This window comes from Shimazuella soli, from assembly GCF_022511585.1.
Classification (GTDB): Bacteria; Bacillota; Bacilli; order Thermoactinomycetales; family Thermoactinomycetaceae; genus Shimazuella; species Shimazuella soli.
Genome location: NZ_JAKWBN010000005.1, coordinates 120,401 through 140,095 on the forward strand (window position 1 = coordinate 120,401; position 19,695 = coordinate 140,095).

The window sequence follows — 19,695 nt, forward strand, 5'->3', positions numbered from 1 at the left end:
TATTTGAAACATCTTTCTCTGTTAGTTGGGAACACATCAATCCCAAAGGTGATTATGTATGGAATTTAAAGCACTGCATCTCTCTTGATAACCTTCGAACATTACGAGACAAAAGAATGTAAATAAAAAGTGAATAATGCAAACAACCGACTATTTACCTTAACGTGTAGGCAGTCGGTTTAATTGCGTCTAAAATATGTTTAACGTGGTTTTTCTTCTTTGGGTACGGTGACCCCTCATTTTCAAAAATAAGCCTTACCTAGGTTTATTTAGTGTGCCCTATCTTTTTCAAGTAGCGTGGCTCTCTTGGGATAAGACTTTGTGGAAAACCTTAGCTTAATGGCTATAGGGTTCAACCCTCATTAGGTATTGCTCTTCCGTGATTCCAATATGTTTTGATAGAAAATGAGCGCAATCCCAACTATCGTAACTAGTGTCGATACCAGTGGAACATCACCTAATCCTAACGTACTTTTAATGACTAAACTTCCAATCAATGCACCGCAAGCATTACTGAGGTTAAACGCACCAATGTTGAGTGTGGATGATAAGTTTGGTGCATCCTTCGCCTTATCTAATACATTTAACTGTAGGCAGGAAATACTTCCACCACATGCTGCTCCCAATAAGAACACTGTGAAGAAAGAAGCGAACGTGTTTTTATCTGAAAAATACGTAACGAAAAGTGTTACAGCTAGAAATATCACGCTTCCTAATGTGGCCTGACGAAGTCCGACGTTCGCGAGTCTTCCCCCCAGTATTGCCCCCAAAGTCATTCCTACGCCGAAAATAAGGAATATCCAGGACACGTTACTTGGTGTAGCGTGAGCGTAGCGCTCAACAAGCGGAGCGATGTACGTAAATGTGGTGAGCACTCCACCGAAACTGAAAAGAGTAGTTAGCAATGCAAGAATGACATTAGGTCGAAATAATACTTTTACCTCTGTCCGTAATTTCAGAGGGGCAAGATGTTGGATTCTAGGTACAAATAGCATCAATGCTACCAAGCAAACACATCCTAAGATTGCAATGACTTCAAACGTCGAACGCCATCCAAATTCTTGACCCCAAAATGTTCCAAAGGGAACACCTAATACATTTGCAAACGTCCCTCCGGCAAACATCAATGACACTGCTGATCCTTGTTTTCCCTCAGGGACAAGCTTCGAAGCGACAACTATCCCAAGTCCAAGAAACGCTCCATGTGTAATGGAGGCGACAATACGGGCTGCCATTAATACCTCATAGTTTGGTGCAAAAGCGGCCAAAGCATTTCCACATACGAAAATAGCCATAAGTAAGCAGAGTTGTAACTTAACTGGAAGGCGGGTTGTAAGCATACTAATGATTGGCGAAACCAGTGCAACACCTAGAGCATATCCCGTTACTAAAAGACCAGCGTCTGAAATAGAAACGTGTAAATCTTGTGCCACATTTGGTAACAAACCCATAATCACAAATTCCGTCATGCCAATGCAAAACGTACAACATGCCAATATAATTAGTGATATAAGCGAAGTACCTCGCAACTTTTCCATGAGTCTCAACCTCCATTTGAACAAGTAATCAAATAAGTTCACGTTGTAAAAGTCGCTCTGAATATCGGGATAATTGGAAATTCTCGAATTCAGAGGATAAATTATCTAAATAGCATACTGAGCAATACCATTCCCATAAGACCAGTCTTCTTTTTTCACTTCAACAAGATTAATAAATATATCTTCTCGCCGGATATCTAGTTGTTCATGCAGCTTATCCGCCACTTCTTTGTAGAATGATTTTTTTACTTCGACAGTACGTCCTTCGTTTAGGAAAAGCTGAATAAACAAAATATCGTTTGTACGCTGAATTCCGAGATATTCAGGATCATAGATCAAACCGCTTGGATCATGTTCGGTGATAACTTGAAAACGATCTTTTTCTGGAACATTTAGGGTATCGATCATCGCTTGATAGACGATATTCCCAATCTCTTTTCGAAAATCAGCAGAAGTACCTTTCATAAGTGAAATTCGTGTGAATGGCATTTTTTATTTCCCCTTTGTTTTTGTTTTTCATTTCTTCTCTCTTGCTTGTCTAGATTGTAGCAGAGTAGAATACTATGCTAGAATGTATGAAAGTTCGTTTCGAGAGTTCGTGTTAGTTCGTCTTGATGTAGAATACATGGTTTTTGACATAGATTGGAGGAAGAGCATTTGTCTAGAAAGGATAGTGAATACGAGTGGCCAGAGGAAATGATTCGCAGATTACGATTAAGAGCAAGACCTGGCAAACAAACTAAACTTCGTCAAATTGATCTATCTAAAAAACTAGGTATTGAAACACGCACCGTTCAAAAATGGGAAAATGGCGAACGGTTACCAAGTGCTCATAATCTGCAAAAATTGATCCAATTGTTTTTAGAGGAAGATATATTTTTAACTGGTCAAGAAAAACAAGAAGCAATGAAATTATGGAAAACCGTAAGTCAGTTTTATAATAATAATGAAGAAAATTATCGAGTTTACCCGAAATTTGATGAGCAGTGGTTTGATTCGCTAAAAATAAATAGAGAATCAAAGATAGATAAACTAGAAGAACCTTATCCAAAAACAAAAAACGTAGTGGATAGAAAAGTCCAAACCAATTTACCCGCTCAAATGTACGGGTTTATCGGTCGTGAAAAACAAATGCAAAGCATTATGGAATTATTAGCAAATGTCCCTGTCGTTACCCTTGCTGGTCCAGGAGGTATAGGTAAAACCCGCATGGCTTTTCAAATAGCCTCTATGGCAGTACCTACCTATTCAGATGGTGTGTGGCTTATGGAATTATCTTCCGCTACCGATTTAGTATCGATGATGAGTATCGTTGCTTCTGTATTGGGTGTAACAAACAAACCGGAGTCTATGTTACTTGAATCTATTCTGGAAAAGGTTCGGGATAAAAAGATACTATTGGTGCTGGATAATTGTGAGCACTTGATTAATCCATGCGCGGAACTTATTGAGAGCTTATTGACCGTTTCTTCCAAGATAACGATTTTAGTAACAAGCCAAGAACCGTTGAATATTGAGACAGAAACGGTTTGGAGAGTGCCGCCGCTTACCTTCCCTACTTTTAATGAAGAGGAAAAGATAAATTCTACCGATATAATGGAGTATGAATCGATTCAACTTTTTATGAAACGAGCAACCTCTATGATTCCTGACTATGAGATATCACTAGAAGAGAGGATACTAGTTGCTCGAATCTGTGAACGATTGGAGGGTATCCCTTTAGCTATTGAGCTGGCTGCAGCTCGTACTCCAGTATTAAGCTTAAAGCAAATTGAAAAACGTTTATCGAATCTATTTACACTACTTAACTTTGGAAAACGGACGGCGATTTCTCGTCATCAAACACTTCGAGCGACCATCGAGTGGAGTTATTCTCTCCTCACGAATAAAGAAAAATTGCTACTACAAAGGCTGAGTGTATTTACAAATGGATTTGGTCTAGAGGCAGTGGAAGAAGTATGCTCCTCACAAGGTGATACTGGACATACTGTTGAGCGAATTGACAAGGAAGAAGTGCTAGATTTAGTTTGGCAATTAGTTAATAAATCGCTTGTTTCGATTGATAAGTTACATGCTAATAAAGGAATTCGCTATCGTTTATTGGGTTTAATTAAGCAATTCGCGAAGGAAACATGGAACACTTCACAAGAAGAACAATCGTCGGTTTTAGAAAGATATTTACGTTATTATCATCGTTTTTTAGAACAGGAAGAAAAAAAATTCCGCAGTAAAGACAGGGATGCTGCATTAAAAACGATAAGAAGAGAGTATCCAAATATTCGCTCAGCATTAGGGTGGTCTTTAAGTCAACCTAAGCAAATTAGTACTAGTTCAAAGATGGCTGCTTGTTTGTATTTTTATTGGCTACATGAAGGGAGTCTAGATGAAGGAATTAGATGGCTAAAAAAAGTATTGGAATTACATAAAGGAACTTTCCAATCCGATTCTATTCGTATTCTTCATGGGTTAGGAATTCTTCTTTGGGTAAGGGGAGATCTGGAGGACGCATATACTTATGCAAAACAAAGCGTAGAAGAATCCACAAAACTTGAATATTATGATTTACTATCGACAAATCTCCGCTTACTTGCCCAAATTTTACTTCATCAAGGCAATAAAGATAAGGCAGAAAGTTTAGCAGAACAAAGTGTACAGTATTATAGAGAACAAAATGATAAATGGAATTTAGCAAGCTCGTTAAGTTGTTTGGGCAATGTTCTTTTTATCCAAGGAAAATTAGTTCATGCTGAACAAATCCTCAAAGAGAGTGTACTCCTGTTTGAGGAGATAAAAGATTACTGGGAATTATCTGGACCTCTTCGGGGGTTGGGATATATTTTTTTAGACAAACAGGATAGTAATCAAGCAGTGGCTTATTTCAAGCGAAGTATTGCAGTTTGTCAAAGCTATCAAGGAGATTGGGTAATCTCTAGAGGATTAGAAGGTCTTGCTAGTGCGGCCTGTACCATAGGGGATTATCGGAAAACCGCAATTTTATTGGGAGCTGCGGAAATGATTCGTGAGAAAATTGGTTCATCTATTATGCCCCAATTTCAGAAAGCCTATGATGTTACAATCAAGACGATAAAATCAAATTATGATCATGATCTATTTGTAGAAGCATGGAACTTAGGGAAAGCTATGACAAAAGAACAGGTAGTGGCATATGCATTAGAGAGTTAGGGGTATGCCACATACCTATCAAGCTAGGATAGGAAAAAGTTTAAAACAAGGATGAAAATCTTATGTTTGAAATAAATAATCAACCAAATAAGCATAGGTAGACGTATTTTTGAAAATTATGCTACTTTGTTAGACAACATGGTATGCTCATAGGCAATATCCAGTATGTCAAAGACCGTTTTTTCTCATAGCGGTGAGACTTTCGCCCATTTTTCTCTAATAGAAGGAATAGGAGTAGAAGTAGAAGGATTTGTGCAAAGATCAGGTAAGTAATAGCCTTGTGCGTATGGGTGAGACGAAATTGCGAGTGTTCCTTCTATTAAAGAACGAATTTTTGTGTATCATCTTGTGATTGTGGTATAAATGAGGATTGTATATAATCTAATTATAGATAAAAATCATCTATAATCAGGAGTGATTGCTAATTGCAATTTAGTGTTGGAGTAGAGTATGCATTGCATTGTCTCGTTTATTTGGTTAATTTACCCCCGGATTCTCCGATTGGCATTAAAGATTTAGCAGCTTACCAAGGAGTATCCGACAGTTATCTATCCAAGTTTTTCACACAATTAGTGAAAGCTGGCATTGTTCGTTCAGTCCCTGGTGTAAAAGGCGGATATGAACTAGCTAAAAAACCCGAAGATATTAGCTTTTGGAATGTTGTAACAGCCATTCAAGGGGAAGCTTCTCTGTTTCAATGTAAAGAGATTCGACATAATACTTTACCTTTTCGGGAAAACAAATTTCAATGTTATAGTGAAAAGTGTCTCATTAATTCTGTCATGCTTGAAGCTGAGTCGCATTTGAAAAATTATCTATGCACAAAAACGATAGCCTGGCTTCACGAAAATTTAGATAAGCATATCCCTGAAATTCAGCAAGAACAAAAGCGTTGGTTTAAAGAGAAATTATACAACAGGTAATTTTTTTGGATTCAATTACAGATAAAAAATATCGGCTATATTTTTTATCTGTAATTGAAGGAGGAAAATGCGGGGTTAGTTATTATTGGGAGGTATATCCAGATGGATGAGCATAATAGGGCATGTCAAGTGTATGAGTTGAAAATGGATTTCAAGGTCGAGTAATTGCATTGGCTCAGTAGTGATTTTTCCAAATTATAGGAAATATATAACTATGATATTTTCATTGTACGGAGGAAAAACGATGATAAATTATACTCAAAGATGGAGAATGATTATAGGTTGGCTTACATTATTTATCATGGGAACAGATTTGTTTGTTGTCTCACCGTTACTTCCACTCATAGCACATCAGTTTAAAATTACTCCTTCGATTGCAGGGTCGATGGTATCTGCCTTCACAGTCATGTATGTGATTGGAGCACCTTGGATCGGCTTTCTTGCTGACAAAATAGGAAAACGAACCATGATCTTTATCGGACTTCTAGGTTTTGCTGTAGGGAATGCACTAACGAGTTTGGCGCCTTCATTCCCTTTTCTTATAGCAAGTCGTATCCTAGCTGGACTATCAGCAGCAGCAATTATTCCTTCGATTAATGCCATTACGGGAGAGATTGCTCCACCAAAACAAAGTGGAAAATGGATTGCTATTGTTGGATCTGGTCTTCTAATGGCCCTTTGGGCTGGAGCTCCTATTGGATCATTAGTTTCTCAGATTGTGGGCTGGAAAGTTGTATTTGGAGGATTGTCTGTTGTCAGTCTAGGATTAGCAATCTTGAATCAAAAAGTGTGGCCAAATAAGAAATCAATTCAATTAGAGCATTGGAAGAGTGAAAAATATTATTCTCACCGAACGGTCATAGCTGATGTAATTGTCACATTGCTCTGGGGTATATCCATGTATGGATTATACACATATTTAGGAACTGCTTTAAGGCAGTATAACAACTTTTCACCTACTTTGATCACATGTGCACTTGTTGCATATGGAATTGGTGCGACAACAGGAAGTTTATCTGGTGGGCGATTTGCAGATCGCTGGGAGGCAGGTCGGATTTCTATGATCAGTCTACTTGGATTGGGAATTTTACTTACAGCGATGGCATTATTGTTCAAATCAGGTATATGGTTATTCTTTCTTCTTTTCTTTTGGGCATTTGCAGGATATGCATTTTTTCCAGCGTTTCAATCCTGGTTGGTGCAACGATTTTCTGACAAACGGGGCATGGCTATGGCTTGGAATAGTACAGCGTTGTATATAGGAATCACATTGGGTTCCCTATTTGGCGGTTGGGTGATCACTAACTGGGGGTTTGGAATACTTCCGCTTCTTTGTGGTGCGACAGCACTATTTGGTGGGTTTATATGCTTCATTAGAACCAAATCTCAATGATGAAGTAGAACTACATCTTTTATAAAGAGGTAGTTAACGAGCGTTCAGGAGAGTCAACCATAGCTGTTCCTCCTTCTTAACTCGGAGAACTAGATTAAAATAAAAAAGCTAGGGGTAAAATGAATCAACCCTAGTCTTGGTATGTGAACTATTCGAGGAATAAATGGGTTCAGGGATGAACTATCATGGGTATTTTTGCACACCTCCCCCCGAAAAGGTGGAATAAGGCTCTGAGAAATTTAGCATTTCAGAGGGGAAGTTTGCTATTCCTCTATTTCCGGTATAGCATTTGATTCATCTTCACCAGTTTTACTCTTAACATAACCAAACCTAAAATGGAGTTCATCATTACAAACAGGACAGTTTACTGTTCTATATTTTCTTAAAGATCGTCCATCCATCCAATTTGTAACTAACCGCTGTATTATCAGGTTGTACCACTTCAAGAAGTCGCTTAAACTCAGTGCGGTCATTTATATTCTTGCCTGACATTGTTTCGTTAAATAATTTATTGATGCCATAACGTTGCTATTCTTCGATCTGTACTTCTAAATTTTGATGCGCAGCTGACATACGAGCATATTCCGTATTTTATCTTGATTATAGCCTTAGATTTAAGGAGAATAAATAGGAAACAATCGAGAGTAAGAAAATCGGGGTTCTGGAAGGTTCTCTAATTCCCCAATTTTAGGGAATGAAATGAGCCATACGTGCCAAAACGGTTGTTGGACTTTCCGTGTCCATTGGAAATATTTCCGAATTTTTTCCTATTTATCTTCCTGTGGCAGGGTTGCTACCATAGACCGCAAAGTAAACCACTTCTCATGAGGTGGTATTTTTTATATCCCCCTATTTGTACAAATAGAGGCATTGTTTATGTAATTTCTGAGTATGATGATCTTTGCAGTATTCATCATTATTTTCCTGTTTGCATGGAAACTATGACTTTTGGCATAGAAGGATGAAAAATAGTGATGTTTGTCATACCATTTTGTATCTATCGGTTGATGTGCAAAAACCCTCTTTTTCATAGACTGTAAATAGCAACAGAGAGGGTGTGTTCTTATGTCAGTCATAAAAAATATTTATACAAAAGAGAAAGGACTTGTATGGACAGGTTGTACTGGAATCGTTCTTAGTCTGCTCTGTGTTGTATTTTATCTTTTCTATGGAAATGAAATTCCTCCAGAAGGAGAGTGGACAAAGGCAATTACGTTTAATCTGGCAATAGGTATATTTAGCTTAACAATTGCTATTTTATTTCCTTATTTAAAAGTGAGTTTAAAAGAGAGGAAAATAGTAATATATGGCCTTATCACTACATTTTGGATTGCTTATCTGATCGAGACGATTCAAAATGCGAGGGGATTTGATCCTCGTTTTACGCATGCTGGTACGTTGTTCGATAGGCTAATAGGTATATTTTTAGGCGTTGATTCTATTTTTATTATTGCTAGCCTTGTATATTTTATGGTTCTTGTTTTTCGACAAGATAAAAATGAGTATGCAGCAGTACGCTTAGCAATGCGATATGCATGTGCTGCCCTATGGATTGGCTTTTTGTCAGGGATTTGGATGATTGTCCAAGGAGTTATAACAGGGCCGCAAGGTGAAATGCCAAATCAGATGGTTCTTCATTTTATTGGTTTTCATGGATTACAAACTATTTCTATCATTGGATGGTTAATGGAATATATGAAACTTCCATATCAAAAAGCAAAGCAATATGTTCATCTAGGTGGTATCGCTTGGTTGGTACTGGGGATCAGCTTGCTTGCTCAAGCCATAGCTGGACATGACACCTTTGATTTTACGCCTTATTTGGTTACAGCATTGATTGCAGCTGCAGTGTGGTTTTATCAAATTGCAACCATTGGTTTGCAAATATTTAAAAATAAAAATGAAAATGGAGTCGAAATAAAATGACCAACACATTATTTTTATTAGCAAATGGAGCAGTATATTTTTGGCTTATCATGATGTTTTTACCTAAATGGAAAATTACGAAATTTTTGGTTGAAAAGAAGATTGTTCTAGTCTACATCGCTTTGTTGTATACTATCGGAGTTATTACGTTTATCGCTCAAAATGGATTAGGCTTCGTCCAAGATTTCCGTTCAGCAGCAGGAGTTATCCATCTTATGTCCCAAAATGACATGGCTATTATATGTTGGATCCATTTGCTATGCTTTGACCAATTGGTAGGTCACTATATTTTTACAGATAATCAAAAGCATCGTATTATACCGCTGCCAATTCAATCGATTTTCTTATTTTTCACCTTGATGTTTGGACCTTTTGGATTTTTGTGCTATACGGTAGTAAAAATGATTAGGCAAAAAGGATAAAGTAAATAGAGAGTAGATCATTCATTGCCTTCTGTTATCAGAAGGCTTGATATGTTTTAGGATGACAGGGGATAAGCACAAATGAATACGAGGAAATTATTGGAAAATCCATACCCTCCACTGATGGTTTTACGACTTATTGTAATGATATGTATCAGTTTGACAAATTTCTTTCTTCCTACTGTGATCATTTGGTTTAATGTATTGGCTATATGTGTATTTATTATTTCGACCATTATGGTATTACGTATACCGACTTTGGCATTATCTTTTTTTATATTAGAGTTTGTCATTTGTTTGATTTATGGAATCATTTATTATCAATCAGATTTTCCATATCCTCTTCTAATTGGATTAGTTGGGGTTGGACTGTTTTTATACCATGATGGGAAAATAGTGACATTCATATGGTCTTTCCTTATCATCATTATGATTTTACTAGAATTTGTGTTGATTCTTCATCAAACGATACAGATTATCATCAATTATTCTTTTGTCTTATTTGCAAGTGTAACAGGCGGTTTGCTTCAATATGCTTATCGCATGAAAAATAAAACATTAAATTTATTTCACGAGCTGGAAGTATCTTATGAAAAATTGCAAGCGCATGCCCAAACAGTAGAGCAGCTAGCTATGCAAGAAGAGAGAAATCGGATTGCTCGTGAGATTCATGATACTGTTGGTCATACCGTCACTTCACTTGTCTTCCAGCTCGAAGCAGCACGAAAGTTATTTACTATCGATCAAACGAAGAGTTTAGCAGCTTTGGAAACGAGTGAAGGTTTGGCTAGGTCGATCTACCAAGAAATTCGCTTTTCTATTGAGGCAAATGGAGTCAGTGACTGGGAAGGAGAAGATTTACAGGAGAGGCTAAAGGGCTTGATCCAAAATTTTTCTCGTCTTACTCATTTAGAAGTGTTCTCCGAATGGAAAGGTGATTCTCCATCTTTACTGTCACGTATGTATACATTTGCCATATATCGTATACTGCAAGAGACATTAACCAATGCCAAAAGACATGGGAATGCAAATAAAGCATGGATTATGATTGAATATGAAGATAATCTTCTGCAACTCATGATAAAAGATGATGGAATAGGCTGTAAGTCAGTAAATATGGGTTTTGGTTTAAGGAATATACAAAATCGTGTAAAAGAATTGAACGGAACATGTTCATTTTTATCTGAAAAAGGGAATGGATTTAAAACAAGAGTTGTTATTCCCATCGTTCAAAGAGAGGAGGTTCAGGGATGATCCGAATTATCATTGTAGATGACCAACGACTGATGCGGGAAGGTCTCTCCATGATTCTTGAGTTAGAGCAAACAATAGAGGTAGTGGCTCTTGGTTCAAATGGAATAGAAGCGAAGCAATTAGTAAAAAGATACCATCCTGATGTGGTCTTAATGGATATTCGGATGCCTATATTAGATGGCGTACAGGGAACAACTCAAATCTTAGCAGAACATCCAAAAACGAAAATATTAATGTTAACAACATTTCATGATAAAGAATTGATCATTTCGGCTATGCAAGCCGGGGCAAAGGGTTATTTGCTGAAAGATATGCCTTCAGATGCCATTGTCCAAGCTATTCATAGCGTCTATCGTGGTGGAATAGTCATGCAAGAAGATGTGACAGGAATGATTATTAAAGAGCTCACTGATAAAAATAAAAAAAGTGAGAATATACTAGATGATGCAGCACAAAAAAGGTTAGACCAGCTTACTAGTAGAGAGAAGGAAGTTCTTGGTTTTTTGGGATGTGGTTTTAATAACAAAGAAGTAGCAAGTAGGTTGTATATCAGTGAAGGTACCGTAAAAAATCATCTCTCTTCTATATTGAAGAAATTAGAAATTCGGGATCGGACACAAGCAGCGTTATTTGCTTTGAAAGCAGGTTTGTCAGAAAATGTAGAAGAGAAAAAATGAAGAGAAAAGAGGGTGTTATATGATTAAAGTAGGGCTTATTGGATATGGATTTTCAGGGGCTACCTTTCATGCACCTTTGCTAGAAGTATTGGAAAACTTTGAGATCACCAAGGTGCTGTCATCCAACCCAGAGAAGGTGCATCAAGACCTTGGTAATGTTGAAGTAGTATCTGATCTTCAACCAATTTTAGATGATTCAAGCATACAATTGGTAGTTATTACTACTCCTAACTTACTTCACTTTGAGATGGCCAAACAATCTTTGCTAGCTGGAAAGCATGTAGTTTTGGAAAAACCAATGGTGAATACGGTAGAAGAAGCTGAGCAGTTACTAGAGGTAGCAAAAGAGAGAAATGTAATGCTCAGTGTTTATCAAAATAGAAGATGGGACAACGATTTTTTGACCGTAAAACATCTTATAACGGAAGGAGTATTGGGAGAAATTCGTACGTATGAAGCTCACTTTGATCGATATCGACCAGATGTGCAAGCGCGTTGGAGAGAGCAAGAAGGAGTAGGTTCAGGAATCCTTTATGATCTTGGTTCCCACTTAATCGATCAAGCACTCCATCTATTTGGACCTCCTCAGTTTGTACAGGCTGATCTTCTTCATCAACGAGATCAGGCAGTAACAGATGATTATTTTCATGTGGTGCTAGGTTACGATACATTGCGTGTGATTTTACATGCAGGTTCCGTAGTTCCAGCACATGATTTAAAATATATTGTTCATGGAGAAAAAGGTAGTTTTATAAAATATGGACTGGACTGCCAAGAGGAAGCATTAAAAGCTGGGAAGAAACCGAACAGCAGTGATTGGGGAGAAGATGATCCCGCCAAATATGGGGAACTGACCATAGAAAAAGAAGGCAGATCAGAGACGCAAAGAGTGAAAACGATTCCAGGTTCTTATCTGACCTATTATCAGAAAGTATATGAGCATATAAAAGAAGGCAAAGCCTCTCCTGTTACAGCAGAGGAAGGTTTGTTAACCATAAAGTTGATAGAGCTGGCAAAGTTAAGCAGTGAGCAGAAAAAAGCAATTTATTTGTCAGAGTAGAAACAGAAACTCCCTATTTTCAAGGGAGTTTCTGTTTTATCCCGTTGAAATAAATGCAGGTGTAAGAAAATTGAATTTCTTTTATAATAGTTCTTAGAAGGTGTATCATTCATCTTTATTTTCATCAAAGAATGGAGTTTACAAAATGAACAAAAAAATCAAAAGAAAAGGAATATTCGCTGCCTATTTGACGGCAATGTTTCTATCATTTGTTATTGTTTTTCTCCCTCATACGGTAGCGTTTGCCGCGTATAAAACAGTTGCTATGCAAACTTACAAAACTTCCTATACCTCAGCTCCTTTTAAATATATCAAAGGAGGACTTGGTATTAGGGCTTATTGTACGAACACAAAAGGCAAATATCAAACGATGTATTTGCAGAGGAAAATATCAGGCGGTTGGGTGACTCGCGGAACGAGAACAGTTTATTGCAATAAAGGATCAGACGGAACACTTATGAAGTACAATTATTTTTATATTCCAAATACCGTTTCAGGACAATACTACCGCTTAAAGTTTGTTAATTCTGATTCTCGGACAAGCACCAACATATTTTCTGAAGTGAATCCAAATTAAAAATACAAAGGTAATCATCGGCTGTGATTGATTACCTTTTGTCTTTTTGTAAAATATACTTTGGCGGTACATGTTCAGTCAGCCAGACTCCATTTTCTGATACATAAAAGAGATATCCATCTTGTGCCATTTGGTAGGCATAGATGGTGAGGATAACAGGAACACCATGACGTTTTCCTACATCCTTTGCTGTTTCCGGAGATAGTGAGAGGTGAACATGATGACGGGATTTTTTATGTAAACCCGTTTTAAAAATCTGCTCTAAATAGTGTTTTGCAGTTCCATGGTACAAAAGATCCGGTGGAGATTTGGGTTTATATCCTAGATCGACCTTTATCGAATGTCCTTGATTTGCACGTATTCGAAGCTTTTTGTCATCGAATGAAAATCTTTTTTTATTATTGGTTTCTACGATAAATTCTAATTCTTCCATGGTGATGAGCTTACCTTTTGTTTTACATGCTGTTAACAACTCGGAAACACTGACCCATCCATTCTGATCTAATTTTATACCAATTAATTCTGGCTGGTGTCGCAGGATTAAACTGAGGAACTTACTGGTATTCTTTAATTTTCTGTCATCCATTTCTGTCACTTCTTTAAAATGTTTTATCTAGTTTAAGCCAAAGCCACCTAATGGTTTCAGCTCTACCTTATCTACTTGTTTGATTAGAGGGAGACTAGCAGCGATATATTCTTTGCTCCCCTCCAATGAGAGAGAGGCTTGATGAGCTTCTTTATTCGACCATATCTCTGTGACCCATAATGTATTTTCATCTTCTGTGGATAAATTGATAACATAAAGGTTACAACCTTCTACCATATGCATGTTCTCAGCCACTTGTAGTAGATTTTGAGCAAGCTCATCTCTTTTTCCTTCATGCGTAATAAATTTCACATACTGACCGAACTTGTCCATGTCACTTGGCTCCTTTTATATTGGAGGTGTTTCTCCTTGTTCTACCCAATCATCACTTGTTGGACCATATAATCCTGGGATGCGTAAACCTGCTTGTCTCATCAAAACAGTCATTTGGCCGCAATGATGGATAGAATGATTGATGATAAACCGAAGTGCTGCACCGTTCTGTAATTCATCTCCCATTATGCTTACTTTCTTTTTTAATGTTTTATCTTTCCATTCCGTTACAACCGCTCGTAACACCGCATTTATCATTTTATTGTACTCTGCTTGAATGTATTCAGCAGATAACCTAGCTTCATCTAGTTCGAAGGTTGGTGTAGATAATCCAAGTAATCCGATGAAATTATAAGAAGCGATAATATGCAAGGCGAGTTCTCCTAATGAGCGGTGATCCTCTGTAATTCTTTGATCGAGTGATTCATCTGTCAGGGCATTAAACAGATTTTGTGTATTGGTGGCGTGTTCGATAAACTCGGTTTGAAATTGCTTTATGGTAACAAACATGCATGTAATTCCCCCTAACTATTTTCTTTTATTATATTAGAATTGCGAGTAGAAAACCCTTGATTTAAATAGTGTGATGAAAACGAGCGTTGGAAGGTCAGTTTTTACAAGTTTAACACTTTTTTCAAAAAATATATTTACAGACATATATTCTGGTGATAAACTATCTGTAATTACATATATTGGATAGTTTGAAATGCGAAAACCAAGCAGTAGGACTATCCATACTGTAAGCAAACCGTGGGGCTCACGGGGTTAGCTTGGTAATGAAATAGTCATGAGGCTATCGTCCCAAGAATCCTGCGGCTTTAGCCGTAAGGAGTGTCAAACAGTTTTGCCCTGACAAATATGGTCAGGGCGAATGATCTATTGAAATATTTTTTGGAGTCCTTGTATTTCCGTTTGGACTCTTTTTATTTTGTTGGTATAAACATTTGTTTGATTCTGTTCATCAAATAGGGTTGCCAGTCTTCCCATTTCTTGTTTGATGTCTTCTATTTTTACGGAATCGGGCAACTGGATCGTTTTTGAGTCTTGTTCCTCTAATATATCCCAGATGGTTGTCGCAACGATATAAAAATCAAATTTGACAATAGATTCATCTGTTTCATATGCATCTTTAAAGTATTTTTCTAAAAACGAGACTGCTTTTGGCGTATCGGTAATGGCCAAATACGTAAATAGCTTTATAGATGTATCAAGAAATCCAGTTTGATTATAGATCAGCTCATAACATTTTTGATAATAGGTATCAGCTTCTGCTTTGCGATCTGCCTTTAAAAGAGGAAGTAATAAATCAGCATAGGTCCGATGTGGAACACTATGACAAAAAACTTTTCCTGCTAATATAGGCTGTGCAACGTCTAAGGCTTCCTCTAATTTTCCTAGATAAAGAAGCGTCTGCGTTTTGTTTGCAAGTGTACAAGCATGACAATCAGACAGTGAATCACTTGGTTCTGCTATCCATTTTTCATAATAGTGTTTTACTTCCTCTGTTTTCTCCAGGTTCATCGCTAAAACATGTTTGAGATAGTAATAGTAGTGAGGTCCATGTCCAGATTGAATAAATCTTTTTCTTAAATCTTCGAGTGTCGCTTCTACCTTGGCAAGTTCGATATCTGGGAACAAAAGGAGGCGATCGGCAACCCATTTATAATTCCACATCATTTGATGGTCATTGGCCATTTCTGGATGTTTATCATAATACGCAAGACACCAAGCGAATGCCACGATGGCCTTCTCACCATGCCCAGAGAAAATAGCAGTATCGACTAATAACATTCTCGCATCGAATTGTTCCTCTGGACCTAAGTGTACATCTGCAATTCGGATCGCTTCTTCCAAGATGCCGATTTTTACTTTGCCATGAGGTGCATCATAAGATTGCTCCAAAAGATCTTCAAATTTCTCTATCATCGTTATTCTCCTAACCCTCGCTCAATAAACGAGATCAAACCTTTGTTAAGTAATTGAAATTCTTGTTTTTTCAAAGGATAGTTCCCGAGTAGCAACGCTTGTACATATAGCATCTCTACGATCAATTCATTGAGGGATGTATTGGTGGATTGGATCACTTTTTGGATCGTTGGATTTTGAAAGTTAAAACATAATTGGGCAAAACTAGGTTTTATCTTGTTATTGGTCAGTTGAGTGATAATCGAAGAAAATAAATCGTTGGCTTTTTCTTTTGTTTGTTCGGTTGTACGAATAAAAAGTGCTTCCTCATTAGTTGTATAAAGTGCCGGCAGATCATCAGGCTGGTAATTTCTCATTTCCGCTGTACATTGGTAGGGCTGTAGAACTTTGTTTGCTAATTCGATAAAATCATATGCTTTTCTTCGATCCTCCAGCGATAACTCTGTAAAATTATACATGAAAGAACTAGAATTGATGTGTTTTACTTTATAATCGGTAAATACGTTTGGCAGTTTTCTTAATAGTTCTGTGTCGTACATGTAAGAACCATTTACCACGCAGATGGATTGAGCTTTGGCTACTTGGTGGATTTGTCGAAATTCATCCATATTCGAGGTATATAAGATGGTATTGGAATACTCTCGAATTTCTTTCATAGCCAGTCGTCCAAAAGAGGTGTTGAATGGCAGCCAATCGATGAAGAGTGTATATAATTCATCATCTTCTTGCGCCAAGAACTTAAGGGACTCATAATGAATTTCGATGATTTTTTTAAATTGATTTACGTTGGTTTTGCTCAGTTGAATGAGATATCGTTTGATACATTCTCCTAATTCTTGTTGAACCAATTTTAGGCGTTCATCATTGGAAAATTCTTCACGGGACGCAGTTGGTTTTAGTAAATTGACATTGAGAATACTCGTGACAAAAAATGCCCAGTCTGGGAGGATTCCTTCTACTTTTTCAGATAATAACATCTGCTTCACATAGACAAGATGCTGTTTTTTGGCGTTGATTCTTATCGAATAGGGAAGGATGTAGGCTACACCATTAGCATCTCCAGCAGGTGAATACAAGGGAATCGCATCGAGATAATCGATTTGCATTTTTTTCTTTCCATAAGAAAGTGCTTCTTCCGTCGTCATTTCCCATGGGGTTTTATCGCTGTTCAATCGAATTGGCTTATCATCATAAAAGTGAATGGGAAAAGGAAGAAATTCACCATAGTGGCGAACCATTTCTTGTATTTTTTCTTTTGTAAAGTAGGATTCAAAGCCGCGTTTGCTCTGAAGGTAAATCTTTGTGCCTGTTTCCATTTCCTGTTCCAATACTTGGATGGTATAGCTCCCATCCGGCTTACCACGCCATTCAATTGTTTTGTTTTCTTTAGCAGAACGAGTGAGCAACACAATTTCATCACTGACGATAAAACAAGATAATAACCCGACACCAAAGCGACCGATGAAGTCTTGATCTTCTGCTCGGTTTTTGGATGTTTGTCCAATCTGTGCAAGAAAATGATGCACTTCTTCTTCTGTTAATCCAATTCCGTTATCTTCAATATATAGAGTGGGGAGAGTACCAGGAGAAGAGAATAACTCTAATCCAATTTTCCCTTGATGAGAAGCTTCTATTTTTTGACGTGCTGTGATCGCATCCACAGCATTTTGTATCAATTCACGAACGAATACCTGCGGGGTGCTGTATAGATGATTGGAAAGCAGATCAATCATCCCTTTGAGGTTTACTTTAAAATGAAATTGATCCATTTTATATCTCCCTTGTGATTTGCAAATAAATGTTGATTTTAATTTTATTATAAATACTTAGATCAAACCAGTAATTTAATTAATTTTAGGCTAATTGGGTGTTTTTTCTAGTTTGTTTTGGAAACAATAGAAAAGATTATTAGCCATCATCAACCCTTTTCTTGACAAGAGGAATAGAACGTGATATTTTAATTGTGCGCAACTTAATTGCCTAAAATTTATTTTGAAGAAGGTGGCTGTTTTGCTAGTAGGAATAAACTACGAAGCAGTTTCTGGAGGATAGAAAGAAAATGAACAAAGAAGATATGCTTCGGCTGGATTCACAGCTTTGTTTTTCGATATATGCGTGTTCTCGTGAAGTTATCGGACTCTATCGTCCTTTATTGGATGCTTTAGAAATAACGTATCCCCAGTACTTGGTACTGCTTGTATTATGGGAGCAAAAACAATCTACTGTAAAAGAACTTGGAAAGAAACTTTACTTAGATTCAGGTACTCTTACCCCGATGTTAAAGCGAATGGAAGCAAATGGGTTAGTGAATCGCTTTCGATCGAAGGAAGATGAACGAACGGTTTTAGTAAGTTTGACGGAAAAAGGGGAAACCTTAAAAGAGAAAGCTTATTGCATACCTGAGGAACTCATTGCAAAAAGTGGATTGACAGTGGAAGAGACCAAAGATATGCTCCGTCGCTTACAAGCATTGCTTGGGCAATTGCATAATCTGAAAGATTAACAAAAGGAAAAGAGGAATATAGAATGGAATCTCTATACACAGCGCAAGTGACTGCTGAAGGTGGTCGTAATGGTCGAGTAGTATCCAGTGATGGTGTGATTGATTTGGAAGTGAAAATGCCTAAGTCCTTAGGCGGCCCAGGTGGAGAAGCAACAAACCCTGAGCAGTTATTTGCAGCTGGTTATTCTGCTTGCTTTGATAGCGCACTTAACCTCGTCATCCGAAAAAAACGTTTAAAAGAAGTAGAGAGTACTAAAGTCACAGCGAATGTTTCCATCGGCAAAGATACAGATGGTGGATTTGGACTAGCTGTGCAGCTAGATGTACAAATCGTTGGAGTAGATAAAGAGACAGCACAAGAGTTGTTAGAAGCAGCTCATCAGGTATGTCCTTATTCCAAAGCCACTCGTGGAAATATTGATGTTGTGTTGAATGCAGTAGAATAAATATAGCAAAACAAGCTATAGATTAACTAGATCTGTAGCTTGTTTTTTCTTGGATAAAACAAGTAACTTCACAAAAGTAAGTTAATGATATATACTAAATAAAAGTAAGTGGTTGTACTTATTTTAAATTTTTTATAAAAAACAATGAGGTGTCATGATGGGTATAAGTGTTTATCGTCCATCTCAACAAGCTGTTGGCAGTTTTGATGGTGGTAAAATTACAGAACAAAAACCAATTGGTTTTTCTGGGGAAGGATCAGGAGTCAAACGAATTGGTCCTTTATTTTATTGGGCATGGGCTCAAGCAGCGCAGGAAGGGTATATTCCGCTGCATCCCCATCAAGCATTTGAGATTATCACTTATGTGGTACATGGTCAGGCAGAACATGGGGATACGTTGGGAACGAAAAGTGTCGTAGGTGCTGGTGGATTACAAGTCATGCAGACGGGATCTGGTGTATCTCATGAAGAGAGATTCATCGGACCTGATATGGAAGCATTTCAGATATGGTTTGAACCTTTTATTCAAGAAGCAATGAAAAGGAAACCAACTTATCATCAATTTGAATCGACAGATTTTCCTGTTATTGAACAAGATGGTGTGCGGATTAAAAATATTATTGGCAGCGGTTCACCTGTTCTTTTAACTACTGATGTTCAAATGTGGGATGTACAACTATCGAGCAGCAGTACTTATGAACATCTTGTTCCAGAAGGATATGTTTTAGCGACACTAGCCCTGCGGGGAACGGGTAGTTGGAAAGAGGATGACTGGACTTATTTTCAAGAGAGAGATTTTATTGTTTTAGAAGCAGATGAACAGCGTATTTATCAACTGAAAACAGATTCTGAGTTACGGATGATATTCATTCAAGTACCAAGTAAAACAGACTATAAGCTTTACCCAAAATGGTAAAAAGTCTCTCTAAATCGAAGAGAGACTTTTTG

Annotated in this window: 19 protein-coding genes; 12 read left to right on the forward strand and 7 right to left on the reverse strand. The window is 37.4% G+C overall.

Annotation, left to right across the window (positions count from 1 at the left end; all coding sequences use genetic code 11):
* Positions 1-362: 362 nt before the first annotated feature.
* A complete protein-coding gene (locus MK805_RS12545) occupies positions 363-1,538 on the reverse strand; it encodes an MFS transporter (protein ID WP_240876237.1) in 1,176 nt (391 codons plus the stop codon).
* A 105-nt stretch (positions 1,539-1,643) separates the two neighbouring features.
* On the reverse strand, positions 1,644-2,027 hold the full coding sequence (locus MK805_RS12550; protein ID WP_255724634.1) for a tautomerase family protein: 384 nt from the start codon (positions 2,025-2,027) through the stop codon (positions 1,644-1,646).
* Between the two features lie 168 nt (positions 2,028-2,195).
* Between MK805_RS12550 and MK805_RS12555 the strand changes: the two genes are divergently transcribed.
* The 9 genes from MK805_RS12555 (at position 2,196) to MK805_RS12595 (ending at position 12,953) form a co-directional block, all read left to right on the forward strand.
* Positions 2,196-4,721, forward strand: a complete 2,526-nt coding sequence (locus MK805_RS12555; protein ID WP_240876239.1) for a tetratricopeptide repeat protein — start codon at positions 2,196-2,198, stop codon at positions 4,719-4,721.
* Between the two features lie 425 nt (positions 4,722-5,146).
* Complete coding sequence (locus tag MK805_RS12560; protein ID WP_240876240.1) at positions 5,147-5,644, forward strand: RrF2 family transcriptional regulator; 498 nt, start codon at positions 5,147-5,149, stop codon at positions 5,642-5,644.
* A 244-nt stretch (positions 5,645-5,888) separates the two neighbouring features.
* Positions 5,889-7,037: an MFS transporter gene (locus MK805_RS12565; RefSeq protein ID WP_240876241.1), complete on the forward strand. Its 1,149-nt coding sequence runs from the start codon at positions 5,889-5,891 to the stop codon at positions 7,035-7,037.
* A 1,065-nt stretch (positions 7,038-8,102) separates the two neighbouring features.
* Positions 8,103-8,963, forward strand: coding sequence for a hypothetical protein (locus MK805_RS12570; protein WP_240876242.1), 861 nt, complete (start codon positions 8,103-8,105; stop codon positions 8,961-8,963).
* Positions 8,960-9,385, forward strand: a complete 426-nt coding sequence (locus MK805_RS12575; RefSeq protein WP_240876243.1) for an ABA4-like family protein — start codon at positions 8,960-8,962, stop codon at positions 9,383-9,385. The genes MK805_RS12570 and MK805_RS12575 overlap by 4 nt, the downstream gene beginning before the upstream one ends.
* A gap of 81 nt (positions 9,386-9,466) precedes the next feature.
* Positions 9,467-10,639, forward strand: coding sequence for a sensor histidine kinase (locus MK805_RS12580; RefSeq protein WP_240876244.1), 1,173 nt, complete (start codon positions 9,467-9,469; stop codon positions 10,637-10,639).
* A complete protein-coding gene (locus tag MK805_RS12585) occupies positions 10,636-11,316 on the forward strand; it encodes a response regulator (protein ID WP_240876245.1) in 681 nt (226 codons plus the stop codon). Before MK805_RS12580 ends, MK805_RS12585 begins: the two co-directional genes overlap by 4 nt.
* A gap of 19 nt (positions 11,317-11,335) precedes the next feature.
* Positions 11,336-12,376, forward strand: a complete 1,041-nt coding sequence (locus tag MK805_RS12590; RefSeq protein WP_240876246.1) for an oxidoreductase — start codon at positions 11,336-11,338, stop codon at positions 12,374-12,376.
* A 145-nt stretch (positions 12,377-12,521) separates the two neighbouring features.
* Positions 12,522-12,953, forward strand: coding sequence for a hypothetical protein (locus MK805_RS12595; protein ID WP_240876247.1), 432 nt, complete (start codon positions 12,522-12,524; stop codon positions 12,951-12,953).
* A 31-nt stretch (positions 12,954-12,984) separates the two neighbouring features.
* Here MK805_RS12595 and MK805_RS12600 read toward each other — a convergent pair whose 3' ends face one another.
* The 5 genes from MK805_RS12600 to MK805_RS12620 form a co-directional block, all read right to left on the reverse strand.
* Positions 12,985-13,539: an RNA 2'-phosphotransferase gene (locus MK805_RS12600; protein ID WP_240876248.1), complete on the reverse strand. Its 555-nt coding sequence runs from the start codon at positions 13,537-13,539 to the stop codon at positions 12,985-12,987.
* Positions 13,540-13,566: 27 nt separating this feature from the next.
* Positions 13,567-13,872, reverse strand: a complete 306-nt coding sequence (locus MK805_RS12605; RefSeq protein WP_240876249.1) for a putative quinol monooxygenase — start codon at positions 13,870-13,872, stop codon at positions 13,567-13,569.
* Positions 13,873-13,887: 15 nt separating this feature from the next.
* A complete protein-coding gene (locus MK805_RS12610; RefSeq protein WP_240876250.1) occupies positions 13,888-14,382 on the reverse strand; it encodes a DinB family protein in 495 nt (164 codons plus the stop codon).
* A 366-nt stretch (positions 14,383-14,748) separates the two neighbouring features.
* Complete coding sequence (locus tag MK805_RS12615; RefSeq protein ID WP_240876251.1) at positions 14,749-15,798, reverse strand: hypothetical protein; 1,050 nt, start codon at positions 15,796-15,798, stop codon at positions 14,749-14,751.
* A 2-nt stretch (positions 15,799-15,800) separates the two neighbouring features.
* Positions 15,801-17,567, reverse strand: coding sequence for an HSP90 family protein (locus MK805_RS12620; protein ID WP_240876252.1), 1,767 nt, complete (start codon positions 17,565-17,567; stop codon positions 15,801-15,803).
* A 290-nt stretch (positions 17,568-17,857) separates the two neighbouring features.
* Here MK805_RS12620 and MK805_RS12625 point away from each other — a divergent pair, with 290 nt between their 5' ends.
* From MK805_RS12625 to MK805_RS12635, 3 genes are all read left to right on the forward strand, one after another.
* Positions 17,858-18,301: a MarR family winged helix-turn-helix transcriptional regulator gene (locus MK805_RS12625; protein ID WP_240876253.1), complete on the forward strand. Its 444-nt coding sequence runs from the start codon at positions 17,858-17,860 to the stop codon at positions 18,299-18,301.
* 23 nt (positions 18,302-18,324) lie between these two features.
* Positions 18,325-18,747 (forward strand): organic hydroperoxide resistance protein, encoded by a 423-nt coding sequence (locus MK805_RS12630; RefSeq protein WP_240876254.1) that lies wholly within the window; start codon positions 18,325-18,327, stop codon positions 18,745-18,747.
* 154 nt (positions 18,748-18,901) lie between these two features.
* Positions 18,902-19,663 (forward strand): pirin family protein, encoded by a 762-nt coding sequence (locus MK805_RS12635; RefSeq protein ID WP_338057503.1) that lies wholly within the window; start codon positions 18,902-18,904, stop codon positions 19,661-19,663.
* The last annotated feature ends 32 nt before the right edge of the window (positions 19,664-19,695 follow it).

Coding starts and splice junctions, on each gene's coding strand:
- MK805_RS12545 (WP_240876237.1), bottom strand. CDS start 1,538: ATGGAAAAGTTGCGAGGTACTTCGCTTATATCACTAATTATATTGGCA.
- MK805_RS12550 (WP_255724634.1), bottom strand. CDS start 2,027: ATGCCATTCACACGAATTTCACTTATGAAAGGTACTTCTGCTGATTTT.
- MK805_RS12565 (WP_240876241.1), top strand. CDS start 5,889: ATGATAAATTATACTCAAAGATGGAGAATGATTATAGGTTGGCTTACA.
- MK805_RS12570 (WP_240876242.1), top strand. CDS start 8,103: ATGTCAGTCATAAAAAATATTTATACAAAAGAGAAAGGACTTGTATGG.
- MK805_RS12575 (WP_240876243.1), top strand. CDS start 8,960: ATGACCAACACATTATTTTTATTAGCAAATGGAGCAGTATATTTTTGG.
- MK805_RS12580 (WP_240876244.1), top strand. CDS start 9,467: ATGAATACGAGGAAATTATTGGAAAATCCATACCCTCCACTGATGGTT.
- MK805_RS12585 (WP_240876245.1), top strand. CDS start 10,636: ATGATCCGAATTATCATTGTAGATGACCAACGACTGATGCGGGAAGGT.
- MK805_RS12590 (WP_240876246.1), top strand. CDS start 11,336: ATGATTAAAGTAGGGCTTATTGGATATGGATTTTCAGGGGCTACCTTT.
- MK805_RS12595 (WP_240876247.1), top strand. CDS start 12,522: ATGAACAAAAAAATCAAAAGAAAAGGAATATTCGCTGCCTATTTGACG.
- MK805_RS12600 (WP_240876248.1), bottom strand. CDS start 13,539: ATGGATGACAGAAAATTAAAGAATACCAGTAAGTTCCTCAGTTTAATC.
- MK805_RS12605 (WP_240876249.1), bottom strand. CDS start 13,872: ATGGACAAGTTCGGTCAGTATGTGAAATTTATTACGCATGAAGGAAAA.
- MK805_RS12610 (WP_240876250.1), bottom strand. CDS start 14,382: ATGTTTGTTACCATAAAGCAATTTCAAACCGAGTTTATCGAACACGCC.
- MK805_RS12615 (WP_240876251.1), bottom strand. CDS start 15,798: ATGATAGAGAAATTTGAAGATCTTTTGGAGCAATCTTATGATGCACCT.
- MK805_RS12620 (WP_240876252.1), bottom strand. CDS start 17,567: ATGGATCAATTTCATTTTAAAGTAAACCTCAAAGGGATGATTGATCTG.
- MK805_RS12625 (WP_240876253.1), top strand. CDS start 17,858: ATGAACAAAGAAGATATGCTTCGGCTGGATTCACAGCTTTGTTTTTCG.
- MK805_RS12630 (WP_240876254.1), top strand. CDS start 18,325: ATGGAATCTCTATACACAGCGCAAGTGACTGCTGAAGGTGGTCGTAAT.
- MK805_RS12635 (WP_338057503.1), top strand. CDS start 18,902: ATGATGGGTATAAGTGTTTATCGTCCATCTCAACAAGCTGTTGGCAGT.